General features: G+C 42.2%; 17 protein-coding genes. 12 read left to right on the forward strand and 5 right to left on the reverse strand.

The window, feature by feature from the left end; all coding sequences use genetic code 11:
- The first annotated feature begins 270 nt into the window (after nt 1-270).
- From M1L62_RS02780 to M1L62_RS02820, 9 genes are all read left to right on the forward strand, one after another.
- On the forward strand, nt 271-1734 hold the full coding sequence (locus tag M1L62_RS02780) for a PKD domain-containing protein (RefSeq protein ID WP_254411477.1): 1464 nt from the start codon (nt 271-273) through the stop codon (nt 1732-1734).
- Between the two features lie 25 nt (nt 1735-1759).
- The gene (locus M1L62_RS02785) at nt 1760-2236 is read left to right on the forward strand and encodes a hypothetical protein (protein WP_254411478.1); all 477 of its coding nucleotides are present in this window, start codon (nt 1760-1762) and stop codon (nt 2234-2236) included.
- 140 nt (nt 2237-2376) lie between these two features.
- Nucleotides 2377-3198 carry a TapB family protein gene (locus M1L62_RS02790; protein WP_254411479.1) on the forward strand — a complete coding sequence of 274 codons (822 nt, stop codon included), beginning with the start codon at nt 2377-2379 and terminating at the stop codon, nt 3196-3198.
- A gap of 153 nt (nt 3199-3351) precedes the next feature.
- Nucleotides 3352-3744, forward strand: a complete 393-nt coding sequence (locus tag M1L62_RS02795) for a LytR/AlgR family response regulator transcription factor (protein ID WP_254411480.1) — start codon at nt 3352-3354, stop codon at nt 3742-3744.
- 170 nt (nt 3745-3914) lie between these two features.
- Nucleotides 3915-4433 (forward strand): DinB family protein, encoded by a 519-nt coding sequence (locus tag M1L62_RS02800; RefSeq protein WP_254411481.1) that lies wholly within the window; start codon nt 3915-3917, stop codon nt 4431-4433.
- 221 nt (nt 4434-4654) lie between these two features.
- Nucleotides 4655-6736, forward strand: a complete 2082-nt coding sequence (locus M1L62_RS02805; RefSeq protein WP_254411482.1) for a right-handed parallel beta-helix repeat-containing protein — start codon at nt 4655-4657, stop codon at nt 6734-6736.
- 143 nt (nt 6737-6879) lie between these two features.
- Complete coding sequence (locus M1L62_RS02810) at nt 6880-7251, forward strand: DUF3885 domain-containing protein (RefSeq protein WP_254411483.1); 372 nt, start codon at nt 6880-6882, stop codon at nt 7249-7251.
- A 26-nt stretch (nt 7252-7277) separates the two neighbouring features.
- Nucleotides 7278-8030, forward strand: coding sequence for a DUF4262 domain-containing protein (locus tag M1L62_RS02815; protein ID WP_254411484.1), 753 nt, complete (start codon nt 7278-7280; stop codon nt 8028-8030).
- Nucleotides 8031-8074: 44 nt separating this feature from the next.
- Nucleotides 8075-8821 carry a GDSL-type esterase/lipase family protein gene (locus M1L62_RS02820; protein ID WP_254411485.1) on the forward strand — a complete coding sequence of 249 codons (747 nt, stop codon included), beginning with the start codon at nt 8075-8077 and terminating at the stop codon, nt 8819-8821.
- A gap of 70 nt (nt 8822-8891) precedes the next feature.
- On the opposite strand, the gene M1L62_RS02825 is transcribed toward M1L62_RS02820, so the two are convergent.
- From M1L62_RS02825 to M1L62_RS02835, 3 genes are all read right to left on the reverse strand, one after another.
- Entirely contained in the window at nt 8892-9830 is a 939-nt protein-coding gene (locus M1L62_RS02825) for a hypothetical protein (RefSeq protein WP_254411486.1), read from the reverse strand.
- Nucleotides 9831-9929: 99 nt separating this feature from the next.
- On the reverse strand, nt 9930-10313 hold the full coding sequence (locus M1L62_RS02830) for a DUF983 domain-containing protein (protein WP_254411487.1): 384 nt from the start codon (nt 10311-10313) through the stop codon (nt 9930-9932).
- 2817 nt (nt 10314-13130) lie between these two features.
- Entirely contained in the window at nt 13131-13724 is a 594-nt protein-coding gene (locus M1L62_RS02835; protein ID WP_254411488.1) for a Crp/Fnr family transcriptional regulator, read from the reverse strand.
- A 238-nt stretch (nt 13725-13962) separates the two neighbouring features.
- Here M1L62_RS02835 and M1L62_RS02840 point away from each other — a divergent pair, with 238 nt between their 5' ends.
- Nucleotides 13963-14778, forward strand: coding sequence for an alpha/beta fold hydrolase (locus M1L62_RS02840; protein WP_254411489.1), 816 nt, complete (start codon nt 13963-13965; stop codon nt 14776-14778).
- 78 nt (nt 14779-14856) lie between these two features.
- Here M1L62_RS02840 and M1L62_RS02845 read toward each other — a convergent pair whose 3' ends face one another.
- Nucleotides 14857-15351 carry a hypothetical protein gene (locus M1L62_RS02845; RefSeq protein WP_254411490.1) on the reverse strand — a complete coding sequence of 165 codons (495 nt, stop codon included), beginning with the start codon at nt 15349-15351 and terminating at the stop codon, nt 14857-14859.
- A gap of 610 nt (nt 15352-15961) precedes the next feature.
- On the opposite strand from M1L62_RS02845, the gene M1L62_RS02850 reads away from it, so the two are divergent.
- Entirely contained in the window at nt 15962-16183 is a 222-nt protein-coding gene (locus M1L62_RS02850) for a hypothetical protein (protein WP_254411491.1), read from the forward strand.
- A gap of 452 nt (nt 16184-16635) precedes the next feature.
- On the forward strand, nt 16636-17010 hold the full coding sequence (locus M1L62_RS02855; protein ID WP_254411492.1) for a hypothetical protein: 375 nt from the start codon (nt 16636-16638) through the stop codon (nt 17008-17010).
- A 28-nt stretch (nt 17011-17038) separates the two neighbouring features.
- Here M1L62_RS02855 and M1L62_RS02860 read toward each other — a convergent pair whose 3' ends face one another.
- Entirely contained in the window at nt 17039-18577 is a 1539-nt protein-coding gene (locus tag M1L62_RS02860) for a DHA2 family efflux MFS transporter permease subunit (RefSeq protein ID WP_254411493.1), read from the reverse strand.
- Between the last annotated feature and the right edge of the window lie 62 nt (nt 18578-18639).

Raw genomic sequence — 18639 nt, forward strand, 5'->3', positions numbered from 1 at the left:
TTGTAAGCCGTTGGTCGACAAAAACAGTTGTTCGTCGACACAGATGTGACTTCCCGCTTACGACTCATTTTTTTACTCTAAAATTGCAGAAAAATAAGATTACCACAATGCCCTAAATCGTTTACTCATCTAAACAGTCATGAAACTTATTAAATATTAAAATCTCCTGACCGGATACCCCGGTTATGCTGCGGGGATGTGCTTCGTCCCCAAATTTAATTTTCCAATCAAGTCAGATAGAACTTTTCTATCCCTCACAATTTCTTAGCCATGTTTAATAAAAAATTATTAGCCGCATTATTTTCCCTGGTCTTCCTTTTCACCCGCTGTACCGACGATGAAGTCGAACCAGGTTCTCTCACCGCAAAAGCCGGAGCCGACCAGCAGGTTGAAATCGGATCACATGTCACACTGGACGGAACAGGTTCCAGCGACAGTGAAAAAAAAGCACTCAGCTTCAAATGGTCATTGACCAAAAGACCGGCCGGAAGTTCCGCTTTGCTGACCACTTCCGATACCGAAAAGACCACTTTTGTACCCGACGAAGCCGGCGAATACGAAGCCGAATTAACCGTTAGTAACAGTAACGGCGAAAGTAAGGACAAGGTGTTAATCACTGCCAGTGCTGCCGAACCGCTCGTGCTGGATGGTGCGATCACGGTTAAAACAGTCCTAAAAAACCGTGTTTCGAGCCCGAATCTGCCCGATTACGTGGTTAAAAAGAATATTCCCGTAACCGCTGAACTAACAATCGAACCGGGTGTTGTCATCGCATTTTCCCGTGACACCCGACTGGAAATCAACGATAACGGTGGTATTCTGATCGCCAAAGGAACGGCAGAAAAAAAGATCGCTTTCCGTGGTCTTGAAAACGGTAAAGGATACTGGTCAGGAATTGTTTTGCGCTCTGCAAGCAACGCCAACGAAATGGAGTACGCCGAAATCACAGACGCAGGAAGCAAGCCTTTGATCAGTACGATTAAAGCCGGTATAGCTCTCGTAGGCAATAACGCACAGATTTCTCTGAAAAATATCCTTTTTTCCAACAACGACGGTTTTGGGCTGCATGCTGAACATGCAACAACTTTCCGCGGTTTTGCAAACAATACATTCAAAAATAATACGGAAGCACCCGTTCTGGTGGATGCCGAGCTGGTGAAATTACTGGATGAAAATTCTGCTTTTACGGGTGGAAACGGTCGTAATGTCATCGAAATCATCCAGTCCTCACTCACAGCGACTGCAACCACCGAAACGTTATGGAAAGGTTTCAAGGATCACACGCCCTATCGCCTTGTCGGAAGCCTTACCGTGAAAGGTGCCTGGAAACTGGCCCCGGGAACGACAATTGAGATGGCCCGCGATCTGAGTATTTATATCGAGAGCAATGCCTATCTGAATGCAAAAGGAACGAAAGAATCCAAAATTGTGATCAAAGGCGTATCGGCCAACCAGGGTTATTGGAGAGGTATTATTACGAATTCAACCAGCACCGAAAGTGCTTTTGATTATGTTGAGATCAGCGGTGGCGGCAGCTCCCCGATCGTGTCCGGCAAGAAAGCCAACATAGCGGTGTATGGTACCAATGCACGTCTGGATATCAAAAATTCTTCGATTGCGAATAGCGGTGGTTACGGTGTTTTTGTGAACTATCAGGCCAAAGTAAATGCCGATATCGAAACGATCAACACGTTTAAGGACAACCCGGAGGGTAATTTACTGAAAGAGAAATAGTCGTAAAACCCAACAGCGAACTCAGATGAAATTCTTCGATCTTTTCTTTTTGTTCAGGTTGTTCAGCGTCGTGGTGTATTTCATCCTCGCTTCACAAGGTGGATTCTACCTGCTTTCCTTTCACAAAGTATTGCAGAACCTGCCGTCAAAAAGCTTCATTGAAATCAGGAAAGCTATTGATCAGGTCATTGAAGCGCCATTAAAAATTCTCTATCCGGGGGGATTTTTAATGATGCTGATCTGGCTCCTGATCGCCGGCAACACTCCGGATGTCTTGGGCTATGGCTTGCTCATCCTGTCGTTTGTGCTGCTGGCAACGGATCTCGCCCTGGCGGTAAAAGTCAGTATTCCACTGAACAGGACCATACATAATGTGGTAACCCAGTCGGGCGGACAAGCCACGCGGATCCAGCAAAAGTGGCTGAAATTTATTTTCATCCGCGGCTGCCTGTCCATTAGCGGGTTCATTTTCCTGATTCTGCATATGATGATCCAGGCGTAAAATGTATAAACAATATCTAAACGTATATCAATAATCGTTAAAATTAAAATTCCTCTATCCGGATTTCCAAACCACATACTCAATATTCTTAATTTTTCATTCTCAATTATAATTCAACAGCCATGTTAAACAACTTAAAAATGAAATCATTCCTCCCATCCGCTCAGAAAGCAACCTTTGCGCTCCTGGCTGCTGCCAGCTTATTCACGCAGGTCGCATGTAAAGACGACGACAAAATTGTAGGTGACGGCGAGCCAAAACCCGATCCAACCGCCATTATCCCGACAAAAGGTAAGAAGTACACTTATAAAATCTCGGAAGAAGACGGAACCGTCTCCACGCAGGTAACGCGTGTCAAGAGTGTCAAGGATTCTACGGGTATCGTTGTCTATACCGTTGAAAACAAAATATCCGGAGAAGACGGTGAATCCCTTTTGATCATGAAGTCATACAGCCAGAACGGTGTCACAACCAACGAAATATCGCTACCGGCAGCCTATCAGAGCATTCTCTCTGAGTTTGAAGGAAGCGAATATGTTAAGGATCTCAAAATTACAGGCTTCCCGCATTACCAGCTCCTAGACAACAAAGCCGCTGTCAACAGCCAGGTTAGATTTAAGGGAGAACCGATAAAACTCAGCTTGAAACTCGAACTTACCGATGACGACGGGCAAATAGTGAAAACTGAGCTGCAATCCACCATTACCTTTGACGACGGCAAAGTGACCAAGGTTGAAGACGTGACCACACCAGCAGGTACGTTCAATTGCAGCAAGTGGGAATACGGATATACGACGATCACGAAAATTTTCCTGAACGGAGAACTGGGTGAACAAACCAACGAAGTCAGAAATATCACGGAATGGACTGCTCCCGGCGTAGGCATCGTCAAATCCATAGAAAGCGACGTGCTGGCAACACCAACCTCAACAACGGTGCTGCAAAAGATTGAAGGGGAGTGACAATGGTTAATTGTTAAGGGTTATTTGTTAATGGCTGATCAACCAACAGTCAGCCATCAATAGTCAATCCTCAACAACCAATCGTCAATGGTCAATCCTCCCCCTCTCCCCCATCAAAAACAGAACTCAGCTCATTCCAAATCCCTTTTTAAATTGGAAACATCAACTAATCATACATTTCCCGGCGTGGTGCGCCGGACGAGAAAAAAACGCAGAAACGTAGTTACGGTTCATCTTGCCAGCCGGGTATTCTGGCTTGAAGCGCATGAAATTACCCATATGCAGGGCGACGGGAATTACACCTTTGTCTACACCCATCAGGGTAAACGATACCTTATTTCAAAAACGATGAAAACCCTGTTGAAAATTCTGGATGCGGGTTTTCTGCGGGTTCACAAATCCTACACGGTCAATCCCGATCACGTGGTTTCACGTCTGGAATCGGACAAACTTCTTTTGAGCAGCGGTTTGCAGATCCCCATTGCCAGGAGGCGAGTCAGAGAGACCGAACAGAACCTGGCGATCGAGTATTTGGGTGCAGGATAAGTAAGGTAATTATTGGAGTTAGGTAGTTATAGATTCCCGGTCGCTTGACCTGGAATCTTTTACGTTTGAGGCCCTTTGTTTTTGTAAAAAGATGCACAGGATTATTAACTTTGGAAACCGGCGATAAATACACTGCCGGCTACAATGATTAAAACCTGATTCGAATCCGTATGACTGACCGCAAATTCCCCATTGGCTTGTTTATCCCCAAGGAAAACTACTCCGCAGAAGATCTGAATGCTCTCATCACGATCATAAAAAACAGTCCCGCCGAACTTCGTAAACTGGTAGAAAACCTTTCTGACGAAGAACTCGCCAAAACATACCGTGAAGATAGCTGGAACATCCGGCAAATTGTCCATCACATCAGCGATATCCAGTACCTGCATTATTTCCGGATGAAAAAGGCGATCACCGAACCGGATAACGACGAAATGACACTGATCAACATGAACGCATGGTCAGCCACAACTGACTCACTCACCGCACCTGTCGCGGATTCCCTGCTGACTTTTGAAGCCATTACCACCCGCTACATGTTCCTCGCACGCACACTGTCCGAAGACCAGCTGGCGATCCGTTATTACCATCCCGTAAGAAAAATCTGGTTCACCCAAAAAGACGCCCTGGCTATTTCAGCCTGGCATGTGCAGCATCATTTGGGGCATGTTCGGTGGGCGTTGGGGTGATTGTTAATTTATGCTTCGTATGCAGCCAATTTGTTGTTTTTATTTCAAATAACCATATAAAATTATGTATCAAAACTAAATAAATAGTCTATTGGTATGTATTTCGCCTACTTGTAAGAAAAACCTCATGAGCAAACTACCAGAAATAAATATTGATATATTTATATATAATAGTACATTCCAGTTCGTTTGTAACTGAGTAATCACCTAAAAAACCTTCCATGAGTCAATACCTTCACAAAAACACAATGGCGGAAATGCGCGCTCTTACATCCTCAGAAATCGCATCCGTGCTCGACAACACTTACGTAGGCGTAATGCTACATGGTTATTATGCATATGGAGATACACCTGCTGCAATTACCTATTACAAATCATCTACAACTCTGACAGATGATCAAGGAAGTGTGATAGTAATAAACCCAAGTTTGAAATTAGAACATCGTTTCTCAATCTGTGATGTAGCTTACTATGGATTACAGACTGACACCAATAGTGAAATGGTGGCTGACAGAAATACTCTGGTAATTAACAATGCTTTGAAAATTGCACCCAAAGTCGTCATAACTCAGCCTGGAAAATACTGGTGCAGAGGCAATAGAGGTGGTGAGGGAGGATCTTATTACCGTTATGAAGATCCCTCGGGTAAAGTTTGGTGGCAAGTAGGAGATGGAAATGGCTCTCCTGGTGGAATAAACATGCTATCAAACAGAACTTTTGAAATGGGTGATGGTGTGACGCTAAAAATGCGCGGTACATTTATGGACGCCTATAACTTTATTACAATTTGGAATAAGGAAAATGTAACAATCAGAGGTGGAACAATTATAGGTGATTGGGATATTGACCCAACCCTAAATGAACATAAGCGCCCTGACGGCACTAATGACGGAGGTCAATGGGGATATGGCATATCATTACAAGGTTCAAAAAATGTACTGATAGAAAATGTAGATATTTCTAAAATGTGGGGAGATAGCGTTAATCTTTCTCCTGACTATTTGCATTCCTATGCTGTAAACTCTGATATTGTTATGAGAAATGTAAAATGCCATCACAGCAGGAGGCAGGGCATGAGTATTGATGGTGGGGCAAGACTATCTTTTTACAATTGCAGATTTACCGATATCACATGGACGACAGAACCAGATCTTCCTTTTTGCGGAGTTGATTTAGAAAGAGACACGAGTTATGCGGTTGTTCAACTAAAAGATGTTTTGTTCTTTGACTGCAAATTTTTAAATAATTACATAGGAGCAAGAACTGCATATAAGCCAGAAGATATCATTTCGGTTAAGTTTGATAATTGCGTTTTTGACAGTAATACTTCTCATGACTATGATTCATATACAGCAAACGGAGTTTTGCTTACTAATTGTAGATTTAGTTACGTAGAAGGTAGAGCAAAGTCCATCGAACTCCTGGGTACTCAGGGTCATTTATTTGAAAAATGTAAATTTGGGAACATGGTTAGAGTAGTCGAAGACCCGAGAGTAGTTACACCTATACGTAAAAGTAAAAATATACAATTTGAGAGCTGCGAAAACTTAGATGTTAGGTTTCCCGGAGGAGCTTTTGGGCATCTTGAGTTCTATAATTCCATAGACATTAAGGTTCAAAACTGCAAATTTGAAGCCAAGGTATTAAGAGAAGAAAAAAAGCTCATTTTTGCAGACGGAGTCGAAAATTTGCAGATACTTAATACTACCGCACGGGAGATGGGGCATGTTTTTGAGGTCAAAAATATATCTGGATTCCTATTTAATAATAATGTTGTTATAAATTCACTTACTGCAACAGGTATATTAGAAGGGAATGTAGAATACTTTGAACTCTGTGACAACACAATTTCTGGGAACTCTTACTACGTAACTAACGCATTTGCTCCTGCATTTATGCTGTGGGGAGCTGGGAGCGCGTATGGCAGGATATCAGACAATGTGATCTACAAGGACCCGATTTTCACAACAGTCGGGGCTTATGGTGGACAGGGGTCAGGCTTGTACAGAGAGTATACCAGTGCCTCTGACAATGTGGTTGTCGCGAATAACAAAACTTACGGTTTTACAAATGCAAATGCTTTTCAGTTTAACGCAGGATCAACAAATTTGTCAGTAAGCTATTTAAATCAGGAGGCTGACACGACCTACAAAGGAATTGTCAACCAATCAGTTGCTATTTCAACAATTAGCACTGCTAATGCCACCGATGCATCTACGACACAGGCTTTGGTCAATGAATTAAAAGCAAAGATAAATACACTCATAACTGATCAGAAAACAGCGGGTCAGATAAAAGTGTAGAATTTTGCACTTCTAAAATTTTTTCGCCAGTCCGAGATGTTGAGAAGGTGCCTTTTTATGGCACCTTCTTTTTGTTTATACCTTTGCGACATTTGCTCAGATTAATTCTCTTTCTAAATTATTGCTTCCAGCAAATTAAAGAGTTGAAAAAATATGAAGTGGAATACTCAAAAATAGATAATGTGTATGAACCAACAGGCCAAATAGCCGAAACATGGAATCGTGCTGTTATCAAAACCACTTCAAATAGAATCAACTATAAGAAAATATTTACCGCTATCGCAAACATAGATTTTCCGCCACGAAAACCTCGGCTTAAATTTCTATCAAGCGAAGAAGTCTATCTTGTTAACCTTGATAAAAAACTCATTTTCCATATGTATGATGATCGTGGTTTAGATTTGATTGCTTCTGATATTCGAGCCTTACGCCCGATTTATGACAAATTTAATCATTGGGTGCTTGACCATGACAGAGAAAAGATTGATAATATGATGATGAATATTTATCATTAACTTTTGCAAAAAGTACAAATTAAGATATGTCAAAGGATAACAATCACCAGTGCAGAGATGAGAGCAAAACGAGATCTCATATTGAAGAATATGGCTGCTCAGTTATCATGATTGAGGCTTCTGATTACAATCCCTCATTTGCTTATTCAATAGGGTTGTGGGAAAAATTCGGTCATCCTGAAATAATCTCCTTTGGACTGAGCATAACAACATTGCATGGAGTCATCAATGACGTCGCCGAAATTGTAAAGTCAGGTAGAAAAATTGAAACGGAAGCTAACTATGACGAAATTTTTGGTAATGGAGAGGCCAGATTTATTCATGTTCTACCTGGATATTTAAAAAATTACTTTGGCTATGCTCTCGATTTCTATAACCTGCCTGAATTTCCTGCCCTGCAACTTATCTGGACCGACAGGCATGGCAAATTCCCATGGGAGTCTGATTTTGAAGAAAAATTCAAATTCAGACAGCACTTATTAGACAGAAATCTTGATTTTAAATTCAGAGAAGAAAAAAATCTTGCCATTTTCACCACCAGACAATGGCTTGAAGAGAATAAGCCCATTTTAAAAGTAGTTCATGACCATGAGAGCGACTGGCAGTTTTTGACCGGTGATCAGTTTCCGGAGGATATTCGCCTCGTGGCTCTTGAAGAAGTGATAAAACGGGATGCAACCTTAAATGAAATCTTCAATCTTGAATATGGAGAATTTGCCGAGAGAAGGTTTATCGGAGATAACTGGGCGCGAAATCATTTTGAAGTTGACGAAGAATAGATATCAGCAAAAAATAATTGAGTTATTGACACTTAATCTGCTTTATGAAAATCAAAACCATCCTACTTTTCCTACTTATAGCTGTTCACTCCCAAGCCCAAAACCTCGCCATCATCTTCATCGGCAACAGCATCACCCAGGGTAAAGGAGGACCCGATGGATTACCACCACCAACGCATGCGGTTAATTATCTGAAGGGACAAAAAGGGGTTCAGGAAATTCTGTTTGCCAATCTGGGAAGAAGCGGTTCCACTACGCTGGACTGGTTGCCTGGTAGCGGAAAGTTTTTTGCCAAGGTAACGGAAGCAGCGGACAGTTTATATCTCAAAAAAGATCATCAACTGCTTTTCTCCATAAAACTGGGGACGAATGACAGTGCAATGCAGGGACCGAATGGAGCACCAGTATCCAGGGAAAATTACCGCAAAAATATGGAATCCATTATCTCGGAAGTTCTTAAAAAATATCCTGGAAGTAAGGTGATCATTCACCATCCGATCTGGTACAGTACCAATACTTACAACAGCTCTAAATATCTTGCGGAAGGTTTAGAGAGGCTGGAAAGCTATATCCCTGAAATTGACCAAATGATTTCGGATTATCGAATTTCAAATCCGGGCCGTGTTTTTAAAGGCGATACAAAGGCTTTCAAATATTTCAAAAAGCATTATCTCCAAATGTTAAAACCGGAAAAAGGCCAACAGGGAATATTCTATCTTCACCCGAACGAAGGCGGTGTTGTTGTGCTGGGGAAGTACTGGGGAAAGGCGATTGAAAAAAGGATACTTTGAATTGTTCGTATCCCTTTTTCAACTTGCGCTTTTAACAAGAATTGGTTTTAAAGACTGATGATTTAACTCCTCACCACTCCACCCCTTTAACAAAAAAAGGTCCTCCGTCACTTTCAACCACTTCCCAGTCTTCCTGTTTAAACTCGGCTTCGCAGTAGCCTTCTAAACAGGCCTCAGTGTCCAAAATACCCAGCATCGTTAACACGGCGATGGCGTATAAATCGATGTCGTCAAGCTGGTGTGCCAACTGGATGTTGTCGCCGCTTTCATTGTAGCAAGCCATAAAAACCTGGAACTGGCGCCATGATTTTTCTTTGAGTTTGTCGGTATCAGCAGTTTCTCCGCCAGATTTCAGCGTTTCTTCATATTCAGTATCCCAGAACATTTCCCACTCACGCAGCATTTCAGAAAGGAAAACCGGTTTTTCAATCGCTGCTTCCACATAGATCGCGCCCCAGATTTCCTTGTCGGTCATGGCGGCAATTTCACCATGCGACTTCTTATCAACAAAAGATTTTAACCTGGCAGTCAGTCCGGCGAATGTGTCCATTTGAAATTCATCTTCGTCTTCCGTGATAAATTCCAGCGTATTGTCAATCACACGCGCTTCATACTCATCATTTTCCAACTCCGAATACTTTTCAAATGCACGTAAAAACTGATCATAGGAAGGGCCATCGGCCAAATGATTTTCGTCATTAAACATTTTGCGCGCAATACCCTGTATCCCCGACTCAGCAGTTAAAACTTCAACTTCATTTTTTAATACTGTTAAAATGTTATCCACGCCCCTGTCTGCCAGCATTTCGTACCGTTCCGAAAGAAACTCCTTAAATCGGATCAGTGTGTAGAAATAAGGATCATCCGGAGAACCTTCTTCGGCATCCTCGTCCCATTCCTCGTCCACAATTGCATATGCCAATGGAAAGGATTCCGTCTGAGTTTCGTCACTGATCCGGCAATATAAATTCTCTTCGTTTTTCTCGTCTAAATAGTAGGTAACCTTCATGATATTCAATTAAAATGATTTGTGATCCGAACTACTCCTCGGTATCTTTGATATTTTCGTTTAATAATTACGAGACTAATGAAAATTGCGGAGATAATCTCACTTATTCCTCGCATCCTCTGCTGCTTCCGGATCATAATCCACAAAAATATTGATCCATATGGCCCTCCCGAGCCGGATGATGATCGGTTGCAAGAGCAGTAAAATAACCGTGATGGCAACGAAAAACCATTCCAGTTCCATTTTTATCAACACCAGTAAAAGGATGGACAAGAGTGTCATGATAAAAATCACAATCGGGAAACTTGTCCATAAAGCACCAATGTAAAAACCGGGTTCGATCTGAAAATCCTGGTTGCAGACCGGGCACCGGTCAGGCATTTTCATGGAGTCTTTGAAACTGTAAGGATTATTTTTCGTAAAGAGGTTCCCTTTGTGACAACGCGGACATTTCAGCCTGACAACACTATATAACTTCGACATTTAAAGAGGCCCGTTATGCTTTCCTTTTTTGATTATGATCTGTAAAATACAACAATTATTATGTGTATTTATCCTATGAGAGCCGATAAAGCAATACGACCATGTTTACGAAACTAAGCGCCGTAAACAGAAATTGCTTTTAACCAAGCTGATACCGCAGATCAAAATCTCGAAGGGATGGAATTATTGTAGCAAACAAATGTCCCACACCGAGCTTGAACCCCATCGGGGTGGCAGATTGGTCGGCGAATATTTATGTCACCCTTTCAGGGTTTCAGATCCGCGTATTTATGCGTCTTTTCTACAATAATGCCATCCCTTTGGGATTGTTTTTGCCGGTTGGCATTTTATGGATAGGAATGATTTTACGATTTAGTTTGTGGGTTGTTTTCAATATCATTAATCAAAAATATGGAAGGGGCGAGTGATAGAAATAAATTCGCGGGCAAATAATTGTTTTTCCGTCTTGTCCGCCCTGCCCCTCCCCAAGAAGGGCTTTCGATTTTTACAAATACCAATAACAGACACCGAAGATCAAAATCCCGAAGGGATGGAATTATTGTAGCAAACAAACGTCTCTCTCGAACCAAAACCCCATCGGGGTGGCAGATTGGTCGGAGAATATTTATGTCACCCTTTCAGGGTTTCAAATCCGGGTATTTGTGCGTCTTTTCTACAAAATGGCCATCCCTTCGGGATTGTTCTTTGCCGGTTGGCATTTTATGGATATGAATGATTTCGATTTAGTTTATGGGTTATTTGCAACATTATTAATCAAAAATCCGTAAGGGGTCGAGTGGTAGAAATAAAATTCGCGGGCAAATAATTGTTTTTCCGTCTTGTCGGCCCTGCCCCTTCCTAAGAAGGGCTTTCAATTTTTACAAATACCAATAACAGACACCGCAGATCAAAATCCTAGCGGGATGAAATTATTGTAGCAAACAAATGTCCCACACCGAGCTTGAACCCCATCGGGGTGGCAGATTGGTCGGAGAATATTTATGTCACCCTTTCAGGGTTTCAGATCCGGGTATTTGTACGTCTTTTCTACAATATGGCCATCCCTTCGGGATTGTTCTTTGCCGGTTGGCATTTCATGGATAGGAATGATTTCGATTTAGTTTATGGTTTATTTGCAACATTATTAATCAAAAATCCGGAAAGGGGCGAGTGATAGAAATAAATTCGCGGGTAAATAATTGCTTTTCCGTCTTCTCGGCCCTGATCCTACTTACTAAAGGGCTTTCGATTTTTACAAATACCAATAACAGACACCTCAGATCAAAATCCCGAAGAGATGGAATTATTGTAGCAAACAAATGCCTCTCTCGAACCAAAACCCCATCGGGGTGGCAGATTGGTCAGAATATTTATGTCGCCCTTTCAGGGTTTCGGATCCGGGTCTTCCTGTGTCTTTTCTAAAATATGGCCATCCCTTCGGGATTGTTCTTGCCGGTTGGCATTTTATGGATATGAATGATTTTCCGATTTAGTTTGTGGGTTGTTTTCAATATCATTAATCAAAAATATGGAAGGGGCGAGTGATAGAAATAAATTCGCGGGCAAATAATTGTCTCCCCGTCTTTTCAGCCCTGACCCTATCTAATAAAGGGCTTTTAATTATTACAAATACCACTAACAGATACCGAAGACCAAAATCCCGAAGGGATGGAATTATTGTAGCAAGCAAACGTCTCTCTCGAACCAAAACCCCATCGGGGTGGCAGATTGGTCGGAGAATATTTATGTCACCCTTTCAGGGTTTCAGATCCGGGTATTTGTACGTCTTTTCTACAATATGGCCATCCCTTCGGGATTGTTCTTTGCCGGTTGGCATTTCATGGATAGGAATGATTTCGATTTAGTTTATGGTTTATTTGCAACATTATTAATCAAAAATCCGGAAAGGGGCGAGTGATAGAAATAAATTCGCGGGTAAATAATTGCTTTTCCGTCTTCTCGGCCCTGATCCTACTTACTAAAGGGCTTTCGATTTTTACAAATACCAATAACAGACACCTCAGATCAAAATCCCGAAGAGATGGAATTATTGTAGCAAACAAATGCCTCTCTCGAACCAAAACCCCATCGGGGTGGCAGATTGGTCAGAATATTTATGTCGCCCTTTCAGGGTTTCGGATCCGGGTCTTCCTGTGTCTTTTCTAAAATATGGCCATCCCTTCGGGATTGTTCTTGCCGGTTGGCATTTTATGGATATGAATGATTTTCCGATTTAGTTTGTGGGTTGTTTTCAATATCATTAATCAAAAATATGGAAGGGGCGAGTGATAGAAATAAATTCGCGGGCAAATAATTGTCTCCCCGTCTTTTCAGCCCTGACCCTATCTAATAAAGGGCTTTTAATTATTACAAATACCACTAACAGATACCGAAGACCAAAATCCCGAAGGGATGGAATTATTGTAGCAAGCAAACGTCTCTCTCGAACCAAAACCCCATCGGGGTGGCAGATTGGTCGGAGAATATTTATGTCACCCTTTCAGGGTTTCAGATCCGGGTATTTGTACGTCTTTTCTACAATATGGCCATCCCTTCGGGATTGTTCTTTGCCGGTTGGCATTTCATGGATAGGAATGATTTAGTTTGTCGCTTGTTTGCAACATCGTTAATCAAAAATCCGGAAGGGGCGTATGATAGAGATAAAATTCGCGGGCAAACCATAAATCTCATTACAAATATGGTAAAGGGTTCTGATTCAATTTTCGGACGGTCGCCCCAAACAATCAGCAATCGTCCAAAATGCCATTCCATGCATTAATCTGATAGCCGAAAGCCGACTGCCGATAGCCACTCGAATTATTTTCCCGCCATCTTCGCCCTGATCCTGCTTAGCGAGGGACCTTTGATACCCAGATACGAAGCGATATGCCCAAGCGACACGCGGTTGGCTACATCCGGGAAATTCGTTAACAAACCCTGGTAACGTTCTTCCGCAGACTGGGTCAGCAGCGACTCGGACTTTGACTGGCCATAAATAAAATACTGCTCAGCCAGGACTCTCCCAAAATGTTCCCAGCCATGCGACTGCGGGTACAGCTTCAACAAATGGTCATGACTGATCACCATCAGCTCCGAATCTTCCAACGCTTCGATGTTGTACGGACAAACGGTTTGCGTGAGGAAACTTTTCAACGAAACCATGAATGTATTTTCGGCAACGAAAAACAGGTTATGCTCCATTTCAGTTTCCTTATCCACATAATAAACGCGGAACAATCCCTTCACAATAAAACCAACATGGCGGCAAATCGAATTCCTGAAATTAAAAAAATCGTTTTTCGGTATGGTGCGGTGTGTCCATAAATGACCGGCCAACTGTATATCTTCCTCACGCAATCCTGCAAACTGATGCAGATTTTGCTGTAATATTTCTTGCGGACTTAAAGGCATTCTTGATCGATTTTTAACCTGCTTGTTTTTTATAAATGAACCGGTAACTACCGGCCCGCTCATTCCGTTTCCTCACACCTAAGATAGGCATTTATTCACTCGGCCGCTTTTCTAAAAAATGATTTTCTGGCTGATTCCACGCGCTTTTTAACATAGGTGAAAATTATTGCGATGGTCCGCTTCTACCTTTGATCCATCAAAAACGGGAATATTTTCTTTCAACAAAAACAATATTTTAATGAAAACGATCATCACATCTTTGCTTATTTTACTTTCTCTTGCCACTTTCTCTTGTGATTCCAATTCCGAACCAGCGCCGGCTGTGAAAGCAGAAACCGTGATTTTGGTTCACGGTGCCTGGCAGGGTGCTTTTAGCTGGTCTGTTGTGAAAAGTAACCTTGAAAAAAAGGGGTACAAAGTAATCCCCGTAGAATTGCCGGCGCACGGCGACGACCAGACTCCGGTAGCAGGTTTAACTCTGTCAAGTTATAGTGCCAAAGTGATTTCGGCCGTTGAAGCGCAGTCTTCCAAAGTAATTTTGGTCGGGCATAGTATGGGCGGTATGGTGATCTCCGAAGTGGCTGAAAAAATTCCGGGTAAAATATCGAAACTTGTTTATCTGGCAGCCTTTTTGCCACAGAATCAGCAATCCTTGCTCGAAATCTCTTCCACAGATTCTCAGTCACTTTTACCAAAGGCTTTGGAAGTAAGTGCCGATCAGTCTACAATTGCCGTAAAAACGGACAGCCTGATCAATATATTCAGTCAGGATGCGACACCAGCAATCAAACAATTGCTGCTTGAAAAAAACAGAACTGAACCTCTTTTACCATTGACACAAAAAGCAACACTGACCAGCGCCAATTTCGGAAGTGTTACCAAGTTTTACATTCGTACTGTAAACGACCATGCCATCGGCATCAACTTGCAGGACCAGATGATCAAAACAACGGCCGTTAAAAAAATATACAGCCTGAACAGCGGCCATACTCCGCACTTATCACAACCCAACGAAGTGGCGAACATCATCGACCAGATTGACGCGATCAAATAACTGCCAACACAATCAAAAGAGCTCCCGTCGATTACTGATCAGCGGGAGCTCTCGTATGTAAAATATTTCTACTGATAACTATTTTCCAACCAGCTTCAAACCTTTCATGGCTTTGGTGCCGATAGCAGGCATTTTAGCAGGAACTTCCAGCAGCTTTGTTGGCGGTTTCGGGTATTCTATATAATTGACAAGATATCTGTCGATAATAAAATCCACTTCACGTTCAAATCCGATGGACGGACTACCGACAAAATCGGTCAGGTCATATAATTTTTTATGCCAGATCGCCGCATCCAGATTTCCATCCAGTGTGTAAACATTCTGAAAACCTTTATCAAATTTAAAATGAATCCCTTTTTCCGCATTGGCAATCAGGCTTTCCGGATTCCCCGTCAGCGTGATCGGCATGTACGTCTTTTTCTCATACACAAACCCACCGTGACTGTCTTTAATATACTCCCGCATTGACCTCGGCGCATCACCCACATAAAGCACATCCACCAGCAAGATCTGTTTGGAAGCATAAAACTGATCCGCAGAAACAATCAGGGGAAGTTCAGAAATTTTTATCATTTTAAAATACTATAAACCGGTATAACGTGAACGTTCAGAACCAACCATAAAGTCCTGTGCAAATGTAAACAATACAACATGCCGAATTCGATCCGCAGGGGTATATTTTTTTGAAACCAACCGCAAAAAAATATAGCGAGGAATACCATTAATCAGAACCTTTATAATCTGACAATCAATTATTTAAAAATAAAAATCATTAAAACACCTTTGGATAAAATTTACCTGAAAAATATTTATTCTTTTACCAAAAAGTTGCTTTTTATTCGTATTTTTAGTTTAGAACCGATGCCGGGTCGCACGCTAATTTTTGCAAAGAAATGAGTATAAGATTAAGCATCCCCACAGTGCCCAAAGCCGCAAAAGAAGCACTGTTAATTTCCGATAAAGCTTATACAAACCGACTTAGCCGGGCCGGAAAAATCCGCTTCTCCCAATCAGAGGAAAAGTGTGAAACTACGGTGCTGCAAACATTCCACAATTGAGGCAGTTTGCAGCAAAATCATATCCAGAATAGGTAAACTGAAAAAAATTATTTCCGATTTTAAATTACCAAACCTTATGTCTGCGTCAAATCATAACACTTTCATCATCATAAATCATAAAATCCATGGAAGAAGAAGCAAAAGCAATGGAACTAGCGGATAAAATCATGGCTGAGGTATCCCAGTATTCGCTGGAAAAACAAAATGAATTATTAGAAACCGTCGTACGTAAATTGTCAACCGGACGCGACCGGGAAGCGCTGGAACTGGAACACAAAGCCATGCTGATCCGCAACGCCTCTCACGACCTGAAAAACCGGCTGTCGATCCTTAATCATAACAAATAAAAGAAAACGCGTAAAAACCCTTTTCATATAAATTGTCATGAACCGTTTGAAATAAGTGATCATCGTGATATATTTGTCACCGGTTGAGTTCAATAAAAATTACCGGCGTAACCGGATTTTCCCCGGATCGATTTTTAGCAGCCATTCCTACTTTCAATTAACTTTTACGAACATTCTGTATAGCAATACTTTTATAAAAAAAAGAGCTTAGAAGCGGCCACAGAACACCGTTGAAATACCAAAGGTTTTCGTAAAACCTCGCTCTATTAACACCAACCGGGGGAACCATAATTAAAACTATGGTTCCCCCTATTTTTTGACAGCAGCGGAGTTTACCGTTAGCTAAGTTTAGCAGAAAAATGACCTGACAATTCCGGGCATGATAATTATGTCCCGTATCTTAACAAAGAAAAATAACCCCGAACCCAACCAGAAATAATTCTATTAAAGTCATGATAAAATCGCTCAGAAACATCGCGCTGCTCGGTGAAGGAATTACCAATTTTAACGAAAAATACATTGAGCTGGAAAGGGAAAATCCGACTGAGGCAGTTATCATCGATCCGGATGGGATTGTCAATGCGTACACCTATGACGGTTTCGCCTTTTTGAACGAAACCTGGTACAAAAAATACAGCAAAAAATGGCAGGACGACTCCTCTGAAATTGACAGGTTACTGGTCAATCTGGTCAAAGCGTCGGCAAGCCATTCTACCTCCGGAAACCTTACTAAAATCAAGGATTATCTGTCGAGCCCGCCCGACTCGATCGCAGAAACCATAAAGGTTTGGCAAAGCTTCTATGACCCTCATTTTAAAGACATCTGATCGGGATCAGCCTTCTGGTGCACACTTTTTAATGATCAGATAATATAACCTGGGTTTTCGCCCCCTTCTTCCGGCCCACAAGTAACAGCAATGGTAGAGCAAACAGAAAAACAGAACCTACCAGCAGATAGGCGTCGTTAAAACTGAGCAGATTGCTTTGCCGCATCAGGCCGGCATCCAGCAGGCCCAGAGCCTTGTTATGGGCCTCAAAAGCAGTAGCGCCTTTGCTCATAAACAAATTGGTATAAGCCGAGATCCGCTGCATGGCCAGCGGATTGTATTCCGTCACATTGGAAACCAGGTCTGAGCGGTGAACCGCGTTACGATTATGCAAATACGTGTTCACCATCGCGAGCCCAACGGAGCCCCCAAGTTGCCGCATCATGTTATTCAAAGCAGCGCCTTGCGGAATATCTTTGGTTTCAAGTGCAGAAACGGCCAATGCGGTAAGCGGAACCGTGACAATGGCCAAACCCACTCCGCGCCAGATCAGCGAAATGGTAATGTCGCTTGCCGAGGCGTTCAGATTGAGATGTGACATTTGCCAACTGAACAAAACGAAAAGTATCATCCCTGTTGTAATCATCACCAAAGGCGACACACCTCTTTGCAAAAGTTTGGCTGAAATAATAAGTCCGCCGATGGCCAAAAACGCACCAGGCAGCAATAGCAGCCCTGTTTGAGACGGTGTAAAATTTAATAACCGTTGGGCAAAAACCGGCGTCAGGAATACAGAACTGAAAAGCCCGATACCGGAAATGAAGGTAACGATAGCCGCAATGCTTAAATTTTTACTTTTTAAAACCCGAAGATTTACAACCGGATTTTTAATCTTCAACTCCCACCATACGAAAAGCGTGAGTCCAAGTGATGCGATAACGCTTAGCCAGATGATGTAATTCGCGTCAAACCAGTCATCAATTTCACCGCGCTCCAAAACAGTCTGCAATGAACCTACGCCGACAGCCAGCAGCAAAATACCCGTCCAGTCGATACGCCCCGCCTGCTGTTTGATTTTTGGCTCCGACAACAGCGCGTAACAAAGCGCGGCAACGGTAATTCCAATCGGTATATTAATGTAAAATATCCATGGCCAGGACTGATATTCCGTAATGTATCCGCCCAACGTCGGGCCTATGGTAGGACCCAAAAACACACCAACACCAAAAATCGCACTGGCTACATTCTGCTTTTCTTTTGGAAACAGCTCAAAAACAATAGCCTGTGACACCGACAATAAAGCACCCCCGCCAAGCCCCTGTAAAAAACGAAAAGCGACCAGCATCCAAATCCCCGAGGCCTGCCCGCACATAAAGGAAAAGAATGTGAAGGCGATAACCGATCCGATGTAATAATTTCTCCGCCCAAGTTTTAAAGCCAAAAAACTCGTCATCGGGATGATAATCACGTTGGCGATCGCATAGGAAGTGATCACCCAGGAGGTATCTTCCAGCGTCGCGCCCAGATTCCCGCTCATATGCGACAAAGCCACGTTAACGATCGATGTATCAATTAATTCCATAACCGCAGCAGCGATCACGGTAATCAGCAAAATAGTTCTTTTCATAAATAATACCGATTGGTATATTTTTAAATATAATGTTTAAAACAGGATTTCATAAGCAATAA

Source organism: Dyadobacter diqingensis (genome assembly GCF_024220585.1).
Lineage (GTDB): Bacteria > Bacteroidota > Bacteroidia > Cytophagales > Spirosomataceae > Dyadobacter > Dyadobacter diqingensis.

What these genes read in the sequence shown, in the direction of transcription:
- M1L62_RS02780 (WP_254411477.1), top strand. Translation starts at nt 271, where the DNA reads ATGTTTAATAAAAAATTATTAGCCGCATTATTTTCCCTGGTCTTCCTT.
- M1L62_RS02785 (WP_254411478.1), top strand. Translation starts at nt 1,760, where the DNA reads ATGAAATTCTTCGATCTTTTCTTTTTGTTCAGGTTGTTCAGCGTCGTG.
- M1L62_RS02790 (WP_254411479.1), top strand. Translation starts at nt 2,377, where the DNA reads ATGAAATCATTCCTCCCATCCGCTCAGAAAGCAACCTTTGCGCTCCTG.
- M1L62_RS02800 (WP_254411481.1), top strand. Translation starts at nt 3,915, where the DNA reads ATGACTGACCGCAAATTCCCCATTGGCTTGTTTATCCCCAAGGAAAAC.
- M1L62_RS02805 (WP_254411482.1), top strand. Translation starts at nt 4,655, where the DNA reads ATGAGTCAATACCTTCACAAAAACACAATGGCGGAAATGCGCGCTCTT.
- M1L62_RS02815 (WP_254411484.1), top strand. Translation starts at nt 7,278, where the DNA reads ATGTCAAAGGATAACAATCACCAGTGCAGAGATGAGAGCAAAACGAGA.
- M1L62_RS02820 (WP_254411485.1), top strand. Translation starts at nt 8,075, where the DNA reads ATGAAAATCAAAACCATCCTACTTTTCCTACTTATAGCTGTTCACTCC.
- M1L62_RS02825 (WP_254411486.1), bottom strand. Translation starts at nt 9,830, where the DNA reads ATGAAGGTTACCTACTATTTAGACGAGAAAAACGAAGAGAATTTATAT.
- M1L62_RS02830 (WP_254411487.1), bottom strand. Translation starts at nt 10,313, where the DNA reads ATGTCGAAGTTATATAGTGTTGTCAGGCTGAAATGTCCGCGTTGTCAC.
- M1L62_RS02835 (WP_254411488.1), bottom strand. Translation starts at nt 13,724, where the DNA reads ATGCCTTTAAGTCCGCAAGAAATATTACAGCAAAATCTGCATCAGTTT.
- M1L62_RS02840 (WP_254411489.1), top strand. Translation starts at nt 13,963, where the DNA reads ATGAAAACGATCATCACATCTTTGCTTATTTTACTTTCTCTTGCCACT.
- M1L62_RS02845 (WP_254411490.1), bottom strand. Translation starts at nt 15,351, where the DNA reads ATGATAAAAATTTCTGAACTTCCCCTGATTGTTTCTGCGGATCAGTTT.
- M1L62_RS02850 (WP_254411491.1), top strand. Translation starts at nt 15,962, where the DNA reads ATGGAAGAAGAAGCAAAAGCAATGGAACTAGCGGATAAAATCATGGCT.
- M1L62_RS02855 (WP_254411492.1), top strand. Translation starts at nt 16,636, where the DNA reads ATGATAAAATCGCTCAGAAACATCGCGCTGCTCGGTGAAGGAATTACC.
- M1L62_RS02860 (WP_254411493.1), bottom strand. Translation starts at nt 18,577, where the DNA reads ATGAAAAGAACTATTTTGCTGATTACCGTGATCGCTGCTGCGGTTATG.